General features: G+C 66.9%; 16 protein-coding genes. 6 read left to right on the top strand and 10 right to left on the bottom strand.

Features of this window, described 5'->3' with window-relative positions:
• The gene (locus QMO14_RS22030; protein ID WP_093058863.1) at nucleotides 1-675 is read right to left on the bottom strand and encodes a GntR family transcriptional regulator; all 675 of its coding nucleotides are present in this window, start codon (nucleotides 673-675) and stop codon (nucleotides 1-3) included.
• Nucleotides 676-769: 94 nt separating this feature from the next.
• Here QMO14_RS22030 and uraH point away from each other — a divergent pair, with 94 nt between their 5' ends.
• Nucleotides 770-1,120: a hydroxyisourate hydrolase gene (gene uraH / locus QMO14_RS22025; protein ID WP_301509782.1), complete on the top strand. Its 351-nt coding sequence runs from the start codon at nucleotides 770-772 to the stop codon at nucleotides 1,118-1,120.
• Nucleotides 1,121-1,129: 9 nt separating this feature from the next.
• On the opposite strand, the gene QMO14_RS22020 is transcribed toward uraH, so the two are convergent.
• On the bottom strand, nucleotides 1,130-1,627 hold the full coding sequence (locus QMO14_RS22020) for a hypothetical protein (RefSeq protein ID WP_301509780.1): 498 nt from the start codon (nucleotides 1,625-1,627) through the stop codon (nucleotides 1,130-1,132).
• A 56-nt stretch (nucleotides 1,628-1,683) separates the two neighbouring features.
• Between QMO14_RS22020 and xdhC the strand changes: the two genes are divergently transcribed.
• The 3 genes from xdhC to QMO14_RS22005 all read left to right on the top strand — a co-directional run bounded on the left by xdhC (nucleotide 1,684) and on the right by QMO14_RS22005 (nucleotide 5,466).
• Entirely contained in the window at nucleotides 1,684-2,493 is an 810-nt protein-coding gene (gene xdhC / locus QMO14_RS22015) for a xanthine dehydrogenase accessory protein XdhC (RefSeq protein WP_301509810.1), read from the top strand.
• A gap of 341 nt (nucleotides 2,494-2,834) precedes the next feature.
• A complete protein-coding gene (locus tag QMO14_RS22010; protein ID WP_301509778.1) occupies nucleotides 2,835-4,043 on the top strand; it encodes a urate hydroxylase PuuD in 1,209 nt (402 codons plus the stop codon).
• 79 nt (nucleotides 4,044-4,122) lie between these two features.
• Entirely contained in the window at nucleotides 4,123-5,466 is a 1,344-nt protein-coding gene (locus QMO14_RS22005) for a glycerate kinase (RefSeq protein WP_301509776.1), read from the top strand.
• A gap of 20 nt (nucleotides 5,467-5,486) precedes the next feature.
• On the opposite strand, the gene QMO14_RS22000 is transcribed toward QMO14_RS22005, so the two are convergent.
• Nucleotides 5,487-6,074: a phospholipid scramblase-related protein gene (locus tag QMO14_RS22000; protein WP_301509774.1), complete on the bottom strand. Its 588-nt coding sequence runs from the start codon at nucleotides 6,072-6,074 to the stop codon at nucleotides 5,487-5,489.
• 230 nt (nucleotides 6,075-6,304) lie between these two features.
• On the opposite strand from QMO14_RS22000, the gene QMO14_RS21995 reads away from it, so the two are divergent.
• On the top strand, nucleotides 6,305-7,747 hold the full coding sequence (locus QMO14_RS21995) for an NAD-dependent succinate-semialdehyde dehydrogenase (protein WP_301509773.1): 1,443 nt from the start codon (nucleotides 6,305-6,307) through the stop codon (nucleotides 7,745-7,747).
• 14 nt (nucleotides 7,748-7,761) lie between these two features.
• Here QMO14_RS21995 and QMO14_RS21990 read toward each other — a convergent pair whose 3' ends face one another.
• The 3 genes from QMO14_RS21990 to QMO14_RS21980 form a co-directional block, all read right to left on the bottom strand.
• Nucleotides 7,762-8,478 carry an MgtC/SapB family protein gene (locus QMO14_RS21990; RefSeq protein ID WP_301509772.1) on the bottom strand — a complete coding sequence of 239 codons (717 nt, stop codon included), beginning with the start codon at nucleotides 8,476-8,478 and terminating at the stop codon, nucleotides 7,762-7,764.
• 91 nt (nucleotides 8,479-8,569) lie between these two features.
• Nucleotides 8,570-11,335 (bottom strand): magnesium-translocating P-type ATPase, encoded by a 2,766-nt coding sequence (mgtA, locus tag QMO14_RS21985; protein ID WP_301509770.1) that lies wholly within the window; start codon nucleotides 11,333-11,335, stop codon nucleotides 8,570-8,572.
• A 226-nt stretch (nucleotides 11,336-11,561) separates the two neighbouring features.
• Nucleotides 11,562-11,765: a hypothetical protein gene (locus QMO14_RS21980; protein WP_301509768.1), complete on the bottom strand. Its 204-nt coding sequence runs from the start codon at nucleotides 11,763-11,765 to the stop codon at nucleotides 11,562-11,564.
• Nucleotides 11,766-12,162: 397 nt separating this feature from the next.
• On the opposite strand from QMO14_RS21980, the gene QMO14_RS21975 reads away from it, so the two are divergent.
• On the top strand, nucleotides 12,163-12,633 hold the full coding sequence (locus QMO14_RS21975; protein ID WP_301509767.1) for a low molecular weight protein-tyrosine-phosphatase: 471 nt from the start codon (nucleotides 12,163-12,165) through the stop codon (nucleotides 12,631-12,633).
• A gap of 3 nt (nucleotides 12,634-12,636) precedes the next feature.
• Here the strand turns inward: QMO14_RS21975 and QMO14_RS21970 are convergent, their stop codons facing one another.
• The 4 genes from QMO14_RS21970 to QMO14_RS21955 form a co-directional block, all read right to left on the bottom strand.
• On the bottom strand, nucleotides 12,637-13,062 hold the full coding sequence (locus tag QMO14_RS21970; protein WP_301509766.1) for a thioesterase family protein: 426 nt from the start codon (nucleotides 13,060-13,062) through the stop codon (nucleotides 12,637-12,639).
• Nucleotides 13,062-14,363: a TRAP transporter large permease gene (locus tag QMO14_RS21965; protein ID WP_301509764.1), complete on the bottom strand. Its 1,302-nt coding sequence runs from the start codon at nucleotides 14,361-14,363 to the stop codon at nucleotides 13,062-13,064. The genes QMO14_RS21970 and QMO14_RS21965 overlap by 1 nt, the downstream gene beginning before the upstream one ends.
• A complete protein-coding gene (locus QMO14_RS21960; RefSeq protein WP_301509762.1) occupies nucleotides 14,360-14,884 on the bottom strand; it encodes a TRAP transporter small permease in 525 nt (174 codons plus the stop codon). Before QMO14_RS21960 ends, QMO14_RS21965 begins: the two co-directional genes overlap by 4 nt.
• Nucleotides 14,885-14,999: 115 nt before the next feature.
• Nucleotides 15,000-16,052 carry a TRAP transporter substrate-binding protein gene (locus QMO14_RS21955; RefSeq protein WP_301509760.1) on the bottom strand — a complete coding sequence of 351 codons (1,053 nt, stop codon included), beginning with the start codon at nucleotides 16,050-16,052 and terminating at the stop codon, nucleotides 15,000-15,002.
• Between the last annotated feature and the right edge of the window lie 211 nt (nucleotides 16,053-16,263).

The following is a 16,263-nucleotide window of genomic DNA, read 5'->3' as shown; positions in this document are numbered from 1 at the left end:
TCAGGACAGCGCCAGCGAGATGTCGTTGGTCGGGACCTTGCGGTCGAAGGTGAGGTTGGCCTCGACGTGCTCGAGGTGTTCGGTCATGAGGCGAACGGCGCGCTCCTCGTCGCGTGCGGCGAGCGCCTTCACGATGTCGGCGTGCTCGTCGTTGGAGTGCTCGGCCGCGCTGGCGCTCTGGTACATCAGCGTGATGAGGGCGCAGCGCGAGATGAGCTCGCCGAGGATCTGCGCCAGCACCTGGTTGCCCATGAGCTCGGCCATGCGCACGTGGAAGTCGCCCAGCAGCTCGGTGCGCCCGGAGATGTCCTCGCCCGACACGGCGGACTTCTCGAGCGCCACGTGCTCCTTCAGCGCCTTGATCTTGGCCGGGGTGACGGTGCGCACGAACTCGCGCGTCATCTCGGCCTCAAGCATGCGGCGCACCGCGAACACCTGCTTGGCCTCGTCGACCGCCGGCGCGGCCACGAAGGCGCCGCGCGCGGGTTCCAGGCGGATGAGCTTGTTCTGCGAGAGCTGGAACAGCGCCTGGCGCACCAGCGTGCGCGAGACGCCGAAGTGATCGGCCAGCTTCTGCTCGGCCAGCTTGGTGCCGGGCTGAAGCCGGTGCTCGACGATGGCCTTCGTGAGGGCATCGACGATCGAACGGGTGGTGGAGGACTCCATGTTTTTCATGATAGACCCAAAGCCAGTAACTGTATACACTTTTGTCCACCGGAATTTCCCGCACCCACCGATCCGAGCTTTTCGGACTTTCAAGGAGCGCCCCATGGGCCTGAGCACTCACGTACTGGACACGATGCACGGCGGCCCCGCGGCCGGCATGGAGGTCGCGCTGTACACCACCGACGGCGACGCCGCCACGCTGGTGAAGCGCTTCAAGCTGAATTCGGACGGCCGCAGCGATGGCCCGCTGTACGACAACAACTCGCTGAAGGTCGGCACCTACCGCCTGGTGTTCGACGTGGCCGGCTACTTCAGGGCCCTCGGCGTCAAGCTGCCGGAGCCGAACTTCCTGAACAAGGTGTCGCTGGACTTCGGCGTGGCCCACACCGACCAGCACTACCACGTGCCGCTGCTCGTGAGCCCGTGGAGCTATTCCACGTACCGAGGCTCCTGAGCCGGGGCTTCAGTCGCCTTGTTGCTGGCCTTCGGTCAAGGTGTCGAGTTGGAAGCGGCCGCTTTCGTCCCACAGCCAGGTGTCCGTCCAGGTGACGGAGCCCAGGCGCGTTGCCGGAGGAAAGGGCGATGCCTTCAGCACCGTGCGCTCGATCTCGGCGATCACTTCGGGTGCATGCCTGGGCGCGCGCAGCCAGTGCATCGAGCGCACCTTGCCGCCCGCGTCGATGTTCACTTCGAGCGTGCCGACCGCGTACAGCACCGGCGGCAGCTGGCCCTTGTAGATGCGCGAGCGGTTGGCGTCGTAGATATGGCGCGCGGCGTCGCGGCGATAGGCGCGTGGGGAAGAAGCGCTGGAGGCGAGCGGTACCGGCCCGGCCCCGACATCGGCGCTGGCTCCGCTCAGTTGGCCGGGAACCGACCCGGTGGAACCGCAGCCTGCGAGCCACAGGGCCGAAACAACAGAAGCTGCAAGTGCGAGGCGGCGAGGCGTAAGCTGGCGATTCATGGCCGGGTTTATACCGTGAGTCGTCGCGCGCCCGGCAACCGAAGGTATCGATGACGATGAGCGGTGCGGTCGATCAATTGCTGGCGCGCCTGCGCCACGAAGACGCGGTGCTGGTGCGCGTCGAGTCCACGCAGGGCTCGGCACCGCGCGAGGCCGGCACCTGGATGGCCGTGTGGGCCGACGGCCTCACCGCCACCATCGGCGGCGGGCAACTGGAGTTCCAGGCGACCAGGGAAGCGCGCGAGCTGCTGGCCGGCACGCGCAGGCCCTTCGACGGCATCCAGCGCTATCCGCTCGGGCCCAGCCTGGGGCAGTGCTGCGGCGGGGTGATGGTCCTCTCTTATGAACGCATCACGGCCGCCGATGCACCGAGGCTGCAGCAGGATCTGCTCGCGCAACTCGAGCCCGTGGCCCTCTTCGGCGGCGGCCACGTGGGCGCGGCGCTGGCACGCCTTCTGTCGACGCTGCCGTTCTCGGTACGCTGGATCGACAGCCGCGACGGCGTCTTCCCCGAAGAGCTGCCGGCGCAGATCGACACCGAGCATTCCGAGCCGGTGCAGGACGCCGTGGCCGCGCTCGCGCCAGGCAGCCGCGTGCTCATCATGAGCTTCAGCCATGCCGAAGACCTCGACATCGTCATCGCCTGCCTGAAGCGCCTGCGCGAGCGCGGCGACCTGCCCTACATCGGCCTGATCGGCAGCAAGACCAAGTGGGCCACCTTCAGCCACCGGCTGGCGGCGCGCGGCTTCACGGCGGACGAACTGGCCCGCATCACCTGCCCGATCGGCGTGCCCGGCATCACGGGCAAGGAGCCCGAGGTGATCGCAGTGGCGGTGGCGGCACAGTTGTTGCAATCGCTGGGCTGAACAGGGTTTTCCCGGCGGTCGCGCCCCAAAAAAGCACCCCGCCCCTTGCCAAAACTGTATACACTTTCGGTCCACAACAAGCCGCAGCGGAGCGAGGCCCATTTCTTCATGGAGCCTGCGTTCGCGGCACTTTCTCTGCTTACAGCGCCCGCGGTGGTGAGCAGGCTGAAACCCCTCGCCGGCGTCCCCTCGCGCCAGCTGGGTTACGCAGATGTGAAGGAACCGTAGCGAGCGGCCCGAGGTCGCGTCGAGGACCGGAACCGTACCCAGGTACGGTGAGGACCGCAGATGCGAGATCGGGACGCGCAGTAGGTTCATTCACGTCTGATGAGAGAGAGCACATGGAAAGCTACTACCTCGACTGGGCCAACCTGCTGCTGCGCTGGGTCCACGTCATCACCGCCATCGCCTGGATCGGCGCCTCCTTCTACTTCGTGATGCTGGACAACAGCCTCGAGAAGCCGCAGGACCAGGAATCGCTCGACAAGGGCGTGGGCGGCGAGCAGTGGGCCGTGCACGGCGGCGGCTTCTACAACATGCAGAAGTACGCGCTGGCGCCCAAGAAGCTGCCGGACCACCTGCACTGGTCGTACTGGGAGAGCTACTCCACCTGGATCACGGGTTTCTCGCTCTTCACGATGTCGTACCTGTGGAACGCGAGCACCTATCTCATCGACAAGTCGAAGATGGACTGGCAGCCCGGCGCCGCCATTGCCGTGGCGCTGGCCTTCTTCGTGGTGTTCTGGATGGTCTACGACGGCATCTGCCAGATCTTCGGGCGCCGCAAGCACGGCGACACCATCGTCGGTGTGCTGATTGCCATCTTCATCGCCTTCGCCACCTGGCTGGCCTGCCACTGGTTCGCGGGCCGCGCGGCCTTCCTGCTGGTGGGCGCCATGATGGCCACGACCATGAGCGGCAACGTGTTCTTCTGGATCATCCCCGGCCAGCGCAAGAACGTGGCGGCGCTGCGCGAAGGCAAGCCGGTCGACCCGGTGCACGGCCAGCGCGGCAAGCAGCGCAGCGTGCACAACACCTACTTCACGCTGCCGGTGCTGTTCGCGATGCTGAGCAACCACTACAGCTTCACCTACACGCACAAGTACAACTGGATCGTGCTGCTGCTGATCATGCTCGGCGGCGCGGCCATCCGGCAGTTCTTCGTGGTGCGGCACCGCTTCAAGCTGGGCAACGCGGGCAATCCGCTGCCGTATGCGTTGGTCGGCATCGTGGTGCTGGGCCTGACCATCGTCTGGATGAAGCCCGAACCCGTGGCGGCGCCCGCCGTGGCTGCCGCCGCAGCGCCCGCCGTGCCGTTCAAGGACGTGCAGAAGGTGCTCGAGCAGCGCTGCTTCATGTGCCACGGCCCCGCCGTGCAGATGAAGAACGTGCGGGTCGATTCGCCCGAGCAGGTGGCGGCCCATGCGCAGGCCATCTACCAGCAGGTGGTGGTCACCAAGATCATGCCGATGAACAACGCCACGGGCATCACCGACGAAGAGCGGGCCCTCATCGGCCGCTGGTTCCAGGGCGGCGCGAAGACCAACTAATCAGACGGAAAGTTGACCGGCGGCAAGCGGGACCGGTCGCGGTCCGCAGCACAATCGCCGGATTGGAGACAAAGCAGCAATGACGACCGCATCGACCCCAGCCTTCGGCCCCGCCCCCGATCCGCGCGAAGCTCCGCGCGCCTTCCTCGAGCATCTCTACCGCGTGGCGGTGGACCGCGCGCTGCCGTTGTCCACCCTCGGCGCCCACCTGCCGCCGCCACCCAAGGGCCGCACGCTTGTGCTGGGCGCGGGCAAGGCCGGCGGTTCGATGGTGCAGGCGCTCGAGGCCCTGTGGCCGGCTGATGCACCGCTGTCGGGACTGGTCGTCACGCGCTATGACCACATTCCGCCGCGCCCCGAGGGGCTGCCGCGGCGCATCGAGATCGTCGAGGCCGCGCACCCCGTGCCCGACGCGGCGGGCCAGCAGGCGGCCGAGCGTATCCTTGCGCTGACGCGGGGCCTCACGGCCGACGACCTCGTGCTGTGCCTCATCTCCGGCGGCGGCTCGTCGCTGCTGGTGCTGCCGGCCGAGGGGCTGACGCTGGCCGACAAGCAGCGCATCAACAAGCAACTGCTCGAAAGCGGCGCCGGCATCGGCGAGATGAACTGCGTGCGCAAGCACCTGTCGCGCATCAAGGGCGGCCGGCTGGCGGCGGCATGCGCCCCGGCCCGCGTGGTGACGCTGACCATCAGCGACGTGCCCGGCGACGACCCGGCCGTCATCGCCAGCGGCCCGACGGTGCCCGACGCCACCAGCTGCGCCGACGCGCYGGCCATCCTCGACCGCTACGGCATCGAGGTGCCCGCGCCGGTGCGTGCCCGGCTCGAAAGCGGCGAACTCGAAACGCCCAAGCCGGACGACGCCGTCTTCAAGGGCCACGAGACGCACATGATCGCCACGCCCCAGCAGTCGCTCGAAGCGGCGGCGCGGGCAGCGCGCGAGGTCGGCATCGAGGCGCACATCCTCAGCGACGAAATGGAAGGCGAATCGCGCGAGGTCGGCAAGGTGCACGCTGCACTGGCGCGTGCCGTGGCGCACCGTGGCGAGCCCTTCGCGCGGCCCTGCGTGATTCTTTCGGGCGGCGAGACCACCGTCACGATCCGCCCGCGCCAGCCGGGCCAGGCCAAGGGCCGGGGCGGGCGGGCCGGCGAGTTCAGCATGGGACTGGCCGGCGCGCTGATGGGCCAGTCGCGGGTGTGGGCGCTGGCCGCCGACACCGACGGCATCGACGGCGTGGAAGACAACGCCGGTGCCTTCGTCACGCCCGACACGCTGGCGCGCGCCGCGGCCGCCGGAAAGAAGCTGTCCGACCACCTCGACCGCAACGACGCCTATGGCTACTTCGACGCCATCGGCGACCTGTTCGTGACGGGCCCCACGAACACCAACGTCAACGATTTCCGCGCGCTGCTGGTTCTCTGAAGGAGGAGGGAAAGCGCCCGCTACTCCTTCAGCACCATGTCGATGCACATCACCGCCGCCATGATCAGCAGGCGGCGGGCGTCGTTGGCCGGCACGCCCGGGTCGATCGACAGCATGTAGTTGTCGGCGGTGGTGAAGAGCTCCTTGCCCAGCCCCGCCCACTTCTTGGACACGGCGGCGAGCTCGGTGCTGCCTTGCACGAAGCGGAAGTCCCAGCTGGTCCACTTGCCCCTGAGCGTGCAGACGACCTGCTCCTGCGCGTCGAGCACGTCGAACTTGCCGCCGATGGAAAAGAGCTTCTGCTTGAACGAGCCGACCAGCCGGTCGTTCTCGTCCAGCACCTCCACCTTCGACAGGAAGATGGAAACGCCTCGCCTGACCGACAGCACCTTCCGCCCCTCGGGCGTCGATACCACCACGTTGAAGGGCGTGAAGCGCTTGTAGTCGGTGAAGCGCAGCAGCTTGCTGAAGAAGCCCAGGTCGGGCTCGCGGCATTCCAGAATCTTCTGCTGCGAGTGCGGGTCGAAGATGTCGTAGTTGTTGGCCGCCTTGAAGATGCCGACGTGTTCCTTGATGAAAAACAGGTTGTTGCGCAGTGTCGCGTGCATGGTTCCTCTGATCCCTCTTCGTGTTGGTTGGGCGGCGATTATGTTCGGCGCGCATGACCGTTCCGAGCCCACGCCGGTGGCCGCTGGCCGGCGAGGTTTGTGAACTCGGGTTAATCTATGCCCCCGGCGGCCCATGGCCGCCGCCGCTGTCGCCTCCCTCCGGGCCGCGCCGCACACCCAGAATTCCCCATTCTTCTTTTCATCATCCAGTTCTGAAGGAATAGCTCGCCATGACCGTCACCTACACCGACACCCGCCTGCTGATCGACAACGAGTGGGTCGACGCTACCGGCGGCAAGACGCTGGACGTCGTGAACCCCGCCACCGGCAAGGCCATCGGCAAGGTGGCGCATGCCAGCATCGCCGACCTCGACCGCGCCCTGGCCGCCGCGCAGCGCGGCTTCGAAACCTGGCGCAACACCCCCGCCAACGAGCGCGCTGCCGTCATGCGCCGCGCCGCGGGCCTGATCCGCGAACGCTCCCTCGAAATCGCCCAGCTGCTCACGCAGGAGCAGGGCAAGCCGCTGGGCGAGGCCAAGGTCGAGACCATGGCTGCCGCCGACATCATCGAATGGTTCGCCGACGAAGGCCGCCGCGTCTACGGCCGCATCGTGCCCTCGCGCAACCTGGCCGCGCAGCAGCTGGTGCTCAAGGAGCCCCTGGGCCCCGTCGCCGCCTTCACGCCCTGGAACTTCCCGATCAACCAGATCGTGCGCAAGCTCGGTGCCGCGCTGGCCACCGGCTGCTCGTTCCTGGTGAAGGCGCCCGAGGAAACCCCGGCTTCGCCCGCCGCGCTGCTGCGCGCCTTCGTCGACGCGGGCATCCCGCCCGGCGTGGTGGGCCTGGTGTTCGGCAACCCCGCCGAAATCTCGAACTACCTGATCGCCCACCCGATCATCCGCAAGGTCACCTTCACTGGCTCGACCCCGGTCGGCAAGCAACTGGCCGCGCTGGCCGGCCAGCACATGAAGCGCGTGACGATGGAGCTCGGCGGCCATGCCCCGGTCATCGTCGCCGAAGACGCCGACGTGGCGCTGGCCGTGAAGGCCGCCGGTGCCGCCAAGTTCCGCAATGCGGGCCAGGTCTGCATCTCGCCGACCCGCTTCCTGGTGCACAACAGCCTGCGCAACGAGTTCGCCAGCCTGCTGGTCAAGCACGCCGAAGGCCTGAAGCTCGGCGACGGCCTCGCCGAAGGCACCAACCTCGGCCCGCTGGCCAATGCGCGCCGCCTCACGGCCATGGCCCACGTGCTGGAAGACGCCCRCAAGAAGGGCGCCACGGTCGCGACCGGCGGCGAACGCGTCGGCGATGCCGGCAACTTCTTCGCCCCCACCGTGCTGACCGACGTGCCGCTGGACGCCGACGTGTTCAACAACGAGCCCTTCGGCCCCATCGCCGCCATCCGCGGCTTCGACACGCTCGAAGAAGCGATCGCCGAAGCGAACCGCCTGCCTTTCGGCCTGGCCGGCTACGCCTTCACCCAGTCGATCAAGAACGCCCACCTGCTGAGCCAGAAGCTCGAGCTGGGCATGCTGTGGATCAACCAGCCCGCAACGCCCTCGCCGGAAATGCCGTTCGGCGGAGTGAAGGATTCGGGCTACGGCTCGGAAGGCGGCCCCGAGGCGCTCGAGGCCTACCTGAACACCAAGGCTGTTTCGATCCTGGGCGTCTAAGGCTCACTCGGGCCTCACTCCTCGGCGGTGGCATTCCAGAAGGCCTGCTGCACGCCGTCGAGTGCTTCCAGTTCCTCGATGACACGGTCGAGTTCCTCGGGCTCGACCGCCGTCGCATAGAGCGTTGCACCGATCTCGGTATCGGCCGGCCCGAACGGGTGCTGGTCGACATCGCGCACCGGGTAGTTCGCGGCCTCCAGCAGCACCAGCAACTGGTCGAGCACGTCGGGCCGCGCCGCGCGCGAACAGATCACCCGCACCACGTACGTCGCTTCGCTGCTCTCCTCGCTGATCGGCTGGCGGTTGATGCGGTTCACCACCGGCCGCAGCAGCGTGTTGCTGGCCAGCACGAACAGCGCCGCGATCAGCGCTTCGCCAAGCAGGTCCGCGCCCGCGCAGGCGCCCACCGCCGCCGACCCCCACAGCGTCGCCGCCGTGTTCAGCCCCGTGACGTTGGCACCTTCCTTCATGATCGCGCCCGCGCCCAGGAAGCCGATGCCCGACACCACATAGGCCACCACGCGCACGGCACCGCCGCTGCCGTCGAGCCGGTAGGCCATGTCGACGAACACTGCTGCTCCCATGGCCACCAGCGTGTTGGTGCGCAAGCCGGCCGTGCGCTGCCGTATCTGGCGCTCCAGGCCGATCACCGAGCCGAGGATGAAGGCGGCGGCCACGCTGACCAGGGTGTCGAGCAGCGAGCTCAGGTTGATGTTCTGGATGGCTTGCATCGATGGAATCCTTCTTCTTGTCTTGTTGATGCCGCAGTTTGCAGCCGCCGGGTGTCATGAACATGTCACGAAACCGCGCGGCCGCAAGTGGTCACTGCCACCCGTACCTGCGCGCATACCACCCCTTCACAGCCTGCGTCAGCAGCGCATAGCCCAGCAGCATCGCCACCAGCCAGGGGAAGTACGCCAGCGGCAGGGCCTGGAGCTTGAAGTAGTGCGACAGCGGCCCCATCGGCAGCCAGATGCCCACGGCGGCGATGGCCGCGCCCATGATCAGCAGCGGCCATGCGGCGCGGCTTTGCAGGAAGGGGATCTTGCGGGTGCGGATCAGGTGCACGATCAGCGTCTGCGACAGCAGGCCCTCGACGAACCAGCCCGACTGGAAGAGCGTCTGGTGGTCCACCGAGTTGGCCGCGAAGACGAACCACATCACGGTGAACGTGAGGATGTCGAACACCGAGCTCAGCGGGCCGAAGAACACCATGAAGCGGCCCAGGTCGGCCGGGTTCCAGCGCTGCGGGCTCTTGAGGAACTCGTCGTCCACGTTGTCGAACGGGATCGCGATCTGCGACACGTCGTACAGCAGGTTCTGCACCAGCAGGTGCAGGGGCAGCATCGGCAAAAAGGGCAGGAAGGCGCTGGCCACCAGCACCGAGAACACGTTGCCGAAGTTCGAGCTCGCGGTGAGCTTGATGTACTTGAGCATGTTCGCGAAGGTGCGGCGGCCCTGGACGACGCCTTGCTCCAGCACCATCAGGCTCTTCTCCAGCAGGATGATGTCGGCCGATTCCTTGGCCACGTCCACCGCGCTGTCCACCGAGATGCCGATGTCCGCGGCTCGCAGCGCGGGCGCATCGTTGATGCCGTCGCCCATGAAGCCCACCACGTGCCCGTTGGCATGCAGCGCGTGCACGATGCGCTCCTTGTGCGCGGGCGTGAGCTTGGCGAAGACCTGGTGCGCCTCGACGACCAGCTTCAGGTCGGCGTCGGCCATCTCCTCGATCTCGCCACCGAGAACGATGCGGCCGACTTCGAGGCCCACGTCGGCGCAGACCTTGCGCGTGACCAGCTCGTTGTCGCCCGTCAGCACCTTCACCGCCACGCCGTGATCGGCCAGCGCTCGCAGCGCGGGTGCGGTCGATTCCTTCGGCGGATCGAGGAAGGCCACGTATCCGAGCAGCGTGAGCCCCGACTCGTCGGCCACGCCGTAGGCCGGCTTCTGCTCCTCGAGCTTCAGCGAGCGGCTGGCCACGGCCACCACGCGCAGGCCCTGGGCGTTGAGCTCCGATGCCACGCTGTGGATGCGCGCGAGCACGTCGGCGTCGAGTGCCAGCACTTCAGCACCGCGTTCGACCGAGGTGCACACCGAGAGGATCTCTTCGAGTGCGCCCTTGCAGATCAGCAGGTGCTCGCTGCCGCCGTTGGCCACCACCACCGACATGCGGCGGCGCGAGAAGTCGAAGGGCACTTCGTCGATCTTGCGGTAGGCCGTCTGCAGGCGGGTCTCGAGCTGCATCTCGGCGTGGCTCAGCACGGCCTTGTCGAGCAGGTTCTTCAGCCCCGTCTGGTGGAAGCTGTTGAGGTAGGCCAGCTGCAGCACGTGGTCGGACTGCTCGCCCCATGCGTTGGTGTGGCGCTCGAGCACGATGCGGTCCTGCGTCAGCGTGCCGGTCTTGTCGGTGCACAGCACGTCCATGGCGCCGAAGTTGTGGATGGCTTCGAGCCTTTTGACGATCACCTTCTGGCGCGACATCACGACCGCTCCCTTGGCCAGCGTGGCGGTCACGATCATCGGCAGCATCTCGGGCGTGAGGCCGACCGCGATCGATAGCGCGAACAGCGCCGCCTCCCACCAGTCGCCCTTGGCCACGCCGTTGATCACCAGCACCAGCGGCGCCATCACCAGCATGAAGCGGATCAGCACCCAGCTCACGCGGTTGATGCCCGCCTCGAAGGCGCTGGTGCCGCGGTCGGTGGCCGTCACGCGCTGGGCCAGCGCGCCGAAGAAGGTGCGGTCGCCGGTGTGCACGATCAGCGCGGTGGCGGTGCCGCTGATCACGTTGGTGCCCATGAAGAGCAGGTTCTCGCGTTCGAGGACGCCAGCAGCGTGGTTGCCGCGGTCGACCACGAACTTCTCGACCGGCATGGCCTCACCCGTCAGCGCGGACTGGCTGATGAACAGGTCCTTGGCCGTGAGCAGGCGGCAGTCGGCCGGGATCATGTCGCCGGCAGACAGTGCGATCACTTCGCCCGGTACCAGGTCGCGCATCGGCACTTCGACGCGCACCGTGCCGGCATGCGTGGTGTCGAAGCCCTCGTCGCCGGCCGTGCCTTCCTTGTGGCCCGGCGCGGGGCGCAGCACGGTGGAGGTGTTGCTCACCATCGCCTTGAGCCGGTCGGCGGCCTTGTTGGAGCGCGACTCCTGCAGGAAACGCAGCACCGTCGACAGCACCACCATGCTGCCGATCACCAGCGTGGCCTTCATGTCCTCGGTGACGTAGGAGACCAGCGCCAGCACCGTCAGCAGCAGGTTGAACGGGTTGCGGTAGCACTGCCACAGGTGCTGCCACCAGCGCAGCGGCTGCTCGTGACGAACCTCGTTGCTGCCCAGGCGCTTGCGCAGTACCTGCGCGTGGCCCTCGCTGAGGCCGCGCGGCGAGCTGCCGAGCTTGACCAGCATCTCGCCGGCATCGGTGCGCGAGGCCGCGTTCAGGGCCTTCGCGATGTCGGGCGGCATGCTGATGGAGCCGGTTCCGACAGGCTTCGAGCCCAGCAGCGTCTGCCAGCGCTCGAAGTGGTGCAGCATGTGGCGGCTGCGCAGGAAGCTTTCGAAAAAGGACTTGAGTACGTTCTTCATGATGTTCTCCTTCGGAGCGGCCGCCACTGGCGCCCGCCGAAGGAGAACCCCGGCGCCGATCAGCCGGCCGGGCGCAACCCTCTGCGAGGCGCGGCAGCGGGCCGCGTCGTTGTTGGAATAGGTCTTGGCGAAGGGGGCGCGCTATGGCGCCGACAAGAGGCGGGGTCCATGGTGTGCTCCTGGGTTGCTTGAGATTTGCTCGAAAGGAAGAGGCTCGAAGCGCGGATCAGCGCCGGGGCACGCAGATCGGCTGCAGCAGCAGATAGCTGCGGATGCGGCGCGTGGTCCAGAGGGCCGCGGCCTGGTCGAGCGTGGCATCCACGGCCGGTGCTGATTCCGCCGCCACTGGGGCAGCGTGCGCAGGCACGTGCGCCGACGGGCGAGCACGCTGCTGCTCGCGCGGCTGACGACGAAGATGAAAGTGACGCATGACAAGGCTCCTTCGCACAGAAGGGCCTCGCGCACGGACGCACGCAAGCTGACTGAAATAGTCAGTGACGAGAACGACGGGAATCGGGAGGAGGGGAGCCGCTCGCCGGAATGGCAAACGGGTCACGCTGTGTGCAACGACCGGCACGCAGCGCGGGAGAAGCCTGCGCTAGAGGGCCGGATGTGTCACGCCTGCCGAGGCACGCGTCTTGTCACTGATCCAACTGGCACTGTCCACGCACGGGCTCCGAAATGAAGATTTCCGGATTGTTGCACCGCATCACGGGTGCGTCAACCCGCGAGAGGGTGTTCTACGATGCGGTTCGAGGGCTTGTTGCCTCAGTGTTGCGATTGCAGCAGGGCATGTGAAGCGAACCTTTCAATCAGCATTCGTTCCGATGAAGACACCGTCAGTTTTGTTCATCTGCACCGGCAACATCTGCCGCTCGCCCACGGCCCACACCCTGCTCATGTACAAGGCCCGCGCCACGGGCTTCACCGTTGAAGTCGACAGCGCCGCCATCTCCGACGAGGAGCGCGGCAACCCGCCCGACCGGCGTTCGGTGGCCGAGGCCAAGCGGCGCGGCATCGAGATGCACGCGCACGTCGCGCGGCAGGTGAAAAGATCCGACTTCAATCGCTTCGACCTGATCATCGGCATGGCCGCCCAGCATTGCGCCGCGCTGCGCAGGCTGGCTCCTGCTGGAACAGAAGACAAGATCCACCTGTTCACCGAGTACGCCGAGGACATCGACGGCGACGTGCCCGACCCGTGGTACGGCGGGCAGAAGGACTTCATCGAAGTCTTCGACCTGATCGACCATGGCGTCGACGGCCTGCTCGCGAAGCTTCAGGCCGAGGCGCGCTGAAGCCTATTCGCAGAGCGCTCGTATCGAAGGCGGAATCGCCACGGCCCGTATCCCGCCGCCCTCGCGCTTCGCCGCGAAGATGCGTACCTCCTCGCACTCGAGGATCAGGTCGTCCCCGCGCGTCACGCGGTAGATCTGCACGAAGCTCTTCTCACGCCACTCGATGATGCGCACGGCGACGCTCAGCGTGTCGCCGTAGCTCGCGGACTTCACGAATCGCGTGTGCGTGTCGACCAGCGGCGTGCCGATCACGCCCAGCGTCTGCGTGGTTTCCTCCCAGCGGGGCACGCCGCATTCGGCGAAGAAGTGGCGCGAGGCCGCGTCGATCCAGCGGAAGAAGTTCGGAAACCAGACGATGCCGGCGGGGTCGCAGTCGCCGAACTCCACGCGCACGGTGTAGACGATTTCCTTGATGTTGCTATTGCTCATCAGCCCATTTTCGTCGGCAGCCACAAGGCGATGATGGGAAAGGCGATCAGGATCACCAGCCGCAGGATGTCGGTCAAGATGAACGGCAGCACGCCCTTGAAGATGGTGGTGAAGCTCACGTCCTTCACCACGCTCTTGATGACGAAGACGTTCATGCCCACCGGTGGATGGATCAGCCCCAGTTCCACCGTCATCACGATGATCACGCCGAACCAGATGGGGTCGAAGCCCAGGTGCACGATCACCGGGTAGATGATGGGCACTGTCAGGATGATCATCGCCATCGCATCCATCAGGCAGCCCAGCACCAGGTACATGAGCATGATGAGCGCGAGCACGCCGTAGCGCCCGATGCCCAGCCCGGTGAGGAATTCGGTGAGCTTCTGCGGGCTCTGGGTGATGGTGAGGAAGTAGCCGAACAGCAGCGCGCCGATCAGCACCGTGAACACCGCGGCCGCCGTGCGCGTGGCCGACAGCAGCGCCTCGCGGATCTTCGGGCCGTCGAGCTTGCGCCGCACCAGCCCGAGAATGAAGGCGCCGCTCGCGCCCACGCCGCCCGCCTCGGTCGGCGTGAAGAAGCCGCCGTACAGGCCGCCGATGACGAACACGAACAGCACCAGCGGCGCCCACACGTTCTTCAGGTCCTTCAGGCGCTCCGACCAGGGCTTGACCTCGCCGCCGGGCAGCCAGCCGGGCCGCGTCTTCACGATGACCGCGATGGTCAGCACGTACATGGCCATCGCGAGGATGCCGGGCACGATGCCCGCCATGAAGAGCTTGCCGATGTCCTGCTGCGTGAGGATGGCGTACACCGCGAGCACGGTCGAGGGCGGCAATATCGCGCCCAGCGTGCCGCCCGCGGCGATCACGCCGGTGGAGAACGACTGCGGGTAGTTGAAGCGCCGCATCTCCGGGTACGCCACCGCCGAGAAGGTCGCGGCCGTGGCCACCGAAGACCCGCAGATCGCCGCGAAGCCGCCGCAGGCCACCACGGTGGCCACGCCGAGGCCGCCGCGCAGGTGGCCGATCATCGAGTTGGCGGCCTTGAAGAGCTCGCGGCTCACGCCCGAGACCGACACCAGCGCGCCCATCAGCATGAACATCGGTATCACGCCGAAGGTGTAGTCGGTCACGGTGCGCATGGAGGTCTGGCCCACCAGCTTCAGCGCGGGGCCGGGGCCCACGAGGTAGCTGTAGCCCACCACGCCGACCAGGCCCATCGCCATGCCCACCGGCACGCGCAACAGCATCAATACGAAAAGGGCGACGAAGCCCAACACTGCGACTGCATCGGGGCTCATTCGTCGGCCTTCTGTTCTGCGTGAACTTCTTCGAGTTGTTCGGGATGGAAGATGAGCCTGTAGGTGCGGATGGCGATCAGCAGCACGGCGCACACGTCGCCGGCCCAGGCCACGGCATAGAAAGGCCAGGTCGGGATGTTGAGGTCGTAGGTCTGCACGTTGTCGACGTAGGTGCCGCGCACCTTGTCGAACAGCATGATGGTCTGCACCGCCACCACGAAGAGCAGCACCAGCGTGGCGAACACGTCGATGGCGCGCTTCATGCGCGGTCCTGCCGCCGTCCACACCAGGTCGACCGTGATGTGGCCGCCCCGGTAGCTGGTGGCCGCGATGCCCCAGAAGATCAGGATGCCCAGCAGCATGCGGCCGAAGTCGTAGGCGTCGGGGATCGAGGTGTCGAAGAACTTGCGCAGCACCACGGCCACGAAGATGTTGAGCGCGACGATTCCCACAAAGATGGCGGCAAGCCACTCAATCGTGTTGATCGCGCGGTCCATGAGGTTGGCTGAGCGTTGAGCCATTTGTCTCCATTCTTTTTCAAGGGGCCGCCGCGCACGGCCGCCCGAGGCGGCCGGCCCGCCCCCGGTAGGGGGGCGAAGCGACACGAAGTGCGCGCAGCCTGGGGGCGAGCAACAGTTACAGGGCGGACTTGTATTTGGCGAGGCTGGCCTTGAGCGCGTCCATCACTGCCTTCGGGTCTTCGCCAACCTTTTTCACGCTCTCGGCCCACTGCGCCTCCGAAGGCGCAGCCGCCTTGCGCCATGCATCGAGCTGTTCGGGCGTGAGCTTGTAGATCTCGTGGCCCGGCAGCGCCGCCATCTTGGCGTGCCCCGCGAACTCGAAGTCGGCCCACGGCCCGGCCACCTTCTGCGCCCACTCGCTGGTGCAGTGGTCGTCTATCACCTTCTTCTGCGCGGTGGACATCGCGTCGTACTTGCCCTTGTTCATCACCCACACGAAGGGCGTGACGTACAGCGGCACGTCCATGTGGTACTTCACGACCTTGTCGATGCCGAACAGGCCGATGGAGCCCCACGGGAAGGTGATGGCGTCGGCCACGCCGCGCTCCAGCATGTCGCGCGACTCGGGCGCCGAGGCCTGCACGTTGGTGCCGCCCAGCGAGGTGATGAGCTGGCCCACGGTGCTGGTGGCCGGACGCACCTTCATGCCCTTCACGTCGCCGGGCACGGTGATCTTCTTGCGCGAGTGGAAGGTGCCGGGGTCGTGCACGAAGGCGAAGCAGTACTTCACGTCCTTCATTTCCTTGGCCGCGTAGTTGCGGTACCAGGCGTCGATGGCGGCCGAGCCTTCCTTGCCGTTGGCGAAGAGGAAAGGCAGCGAGGCACCCGCCATCACCGGGAAGCGACCCGGCTGGTAGCCGGGGTTCACGTACGAGAAATCGGCGATGCCGTCGCGTGCCATGTCGTAGTGGTCGAATGCCTTGCCGAGCTGCTCCGACGGAAAGAGGATCGCGGTGATGGTGCCGCCCGACTCCTTCTTGATGTCGTCGGCCCACGCCTGCAGCGCGGGGTTGAGCGGGTGCTGCGCGGRCACCCAGCTCGACAGCTTGAGCTGCACCGGCTTGTCCTGCGCCTGGGCGGCGGGAACGGCCAGCGCGATGGCTGCGGCGGCCGCTGCAAGGCCCAGGGGCGTGCGGCGGGACGGACGGGATTGGCGAGTGGCTTTCATGGTCTCCTTCGTTGTGTTGTGTGTCTCTACGAGCGAATACGCAATCTAGGCAGCCGCGTGCGCGGGGTAAATGGAGGCTTTCCCGTGCGCATGCACAGGTGCAGGGGCAGTCTGTTCGGTGTGCGAACGCGGTGCATGCAATTCGACGTGCCTGCGTCCGAGTTCGTCGACGCGCGAGGCCCCCAGCAGGGTCATCGTGCGTTCGGTCTCC

Origin of the sequence: Variovorax sp. CAN15 (genome assembly GCF_030462475.1) — a bacterium.
GTDB lineage: Bacteria > Pseudomonadota > Gammaproteobacteria > Burkholderiales > Burkholderiaceae_C > Variovorax.
Note: the sequence above shows the minus strand (reverse complement) of the source record. Positions and strands in the feature narration are given on the sequence as shown.

Coding starts and splice junctions, on each gene's coding strand:
- QMO14_RS21965 (WP_301509764.1), bottom strand. CDS start 14,363: ATGAGCCCCGATGCAGTCGCAGTGTTGGGCTTCGTCGCCCTTTTCGTA.
- mgtA (WP_301509770.1), bottom strand. CDS start 11,335: ATGAAGAACGTACTCAAGTCCTTTTTCGAAAGCTTCCTGCGCAGCCGC.
- QMO14_RS21980 (WP_301509768.1), bottom strand. CDS start 11,765: ATGCGTCACTTTCATCTTCGTCGTCAGCCGCGCGAGCAGCAGCGTGCT.
- QMO14_RS21960 (WP_301509762.1), bottom strand. CDS start 14,884: ATGGCTCAACGCTCAGCCAACCTCATGGACCGCGCGATCAACACGATT.
- QMO14_RS22020 (WP_301509780.1), bottom strand. CDS start 1,627: ATGAATCGCCAGCTTACGCCTCGCCGCCTCGCACTTGCAGCTTCTGTT.
- QMO14_RS21970 (WP_301509766.1), bottom strand. CDS start 13,062: ATGAGCAATAGCAACATCAAGGAAATCGTCTACACCGTGCGCGTGGAG.
- QMO14_RS22000 (WP_301509774.1), bottom strand. CDS start 6,074: ATGCACGCGACACTGCGCAACAACCTGTTTTTCATCAAGGAACACGTC.
- uraH (WP_301509782.1), top strand. CDS start 770: ATGGGCCTGAGCACTCACGTACTGGACACGATGCACGGCGGCCCCGCG.
- QMO14_RS22030 (WP_093058863.1), bottom strand. CDS start 675: ATGAAAAACATGGAGTCCTCCACCACCCGTTCGATCGTCGATGCCCTC.
- QMO14_RS22010 (WP_301509778.1), top strand. CDS start 2,835: ATGGAAAGCTACTACCTCGACTGGGCCAACCTGCTGCTGCGCTGGGTC.
- QMO14_RS21975 (WP_301509767.1), top strand. CDS start 12,163: ATGAAGACACCGTCAGTTTTGTTCATCTGCACCGGCAACATCTGCCGC.
- QMO14_RS21990 (WP_301509772.1), bottom strand. CDS start 8,478: ATGCAAGCCATCCAGAACATCAACCTGAGCTCGCTGCTCGACACCCTG.
- xdhC (WP_301509810.1), top strand. CDS start 1,684: ATGAGCGGTGCGGTCGATCAATTGCTGGCGCGCCTGCGCCACGAAGAC.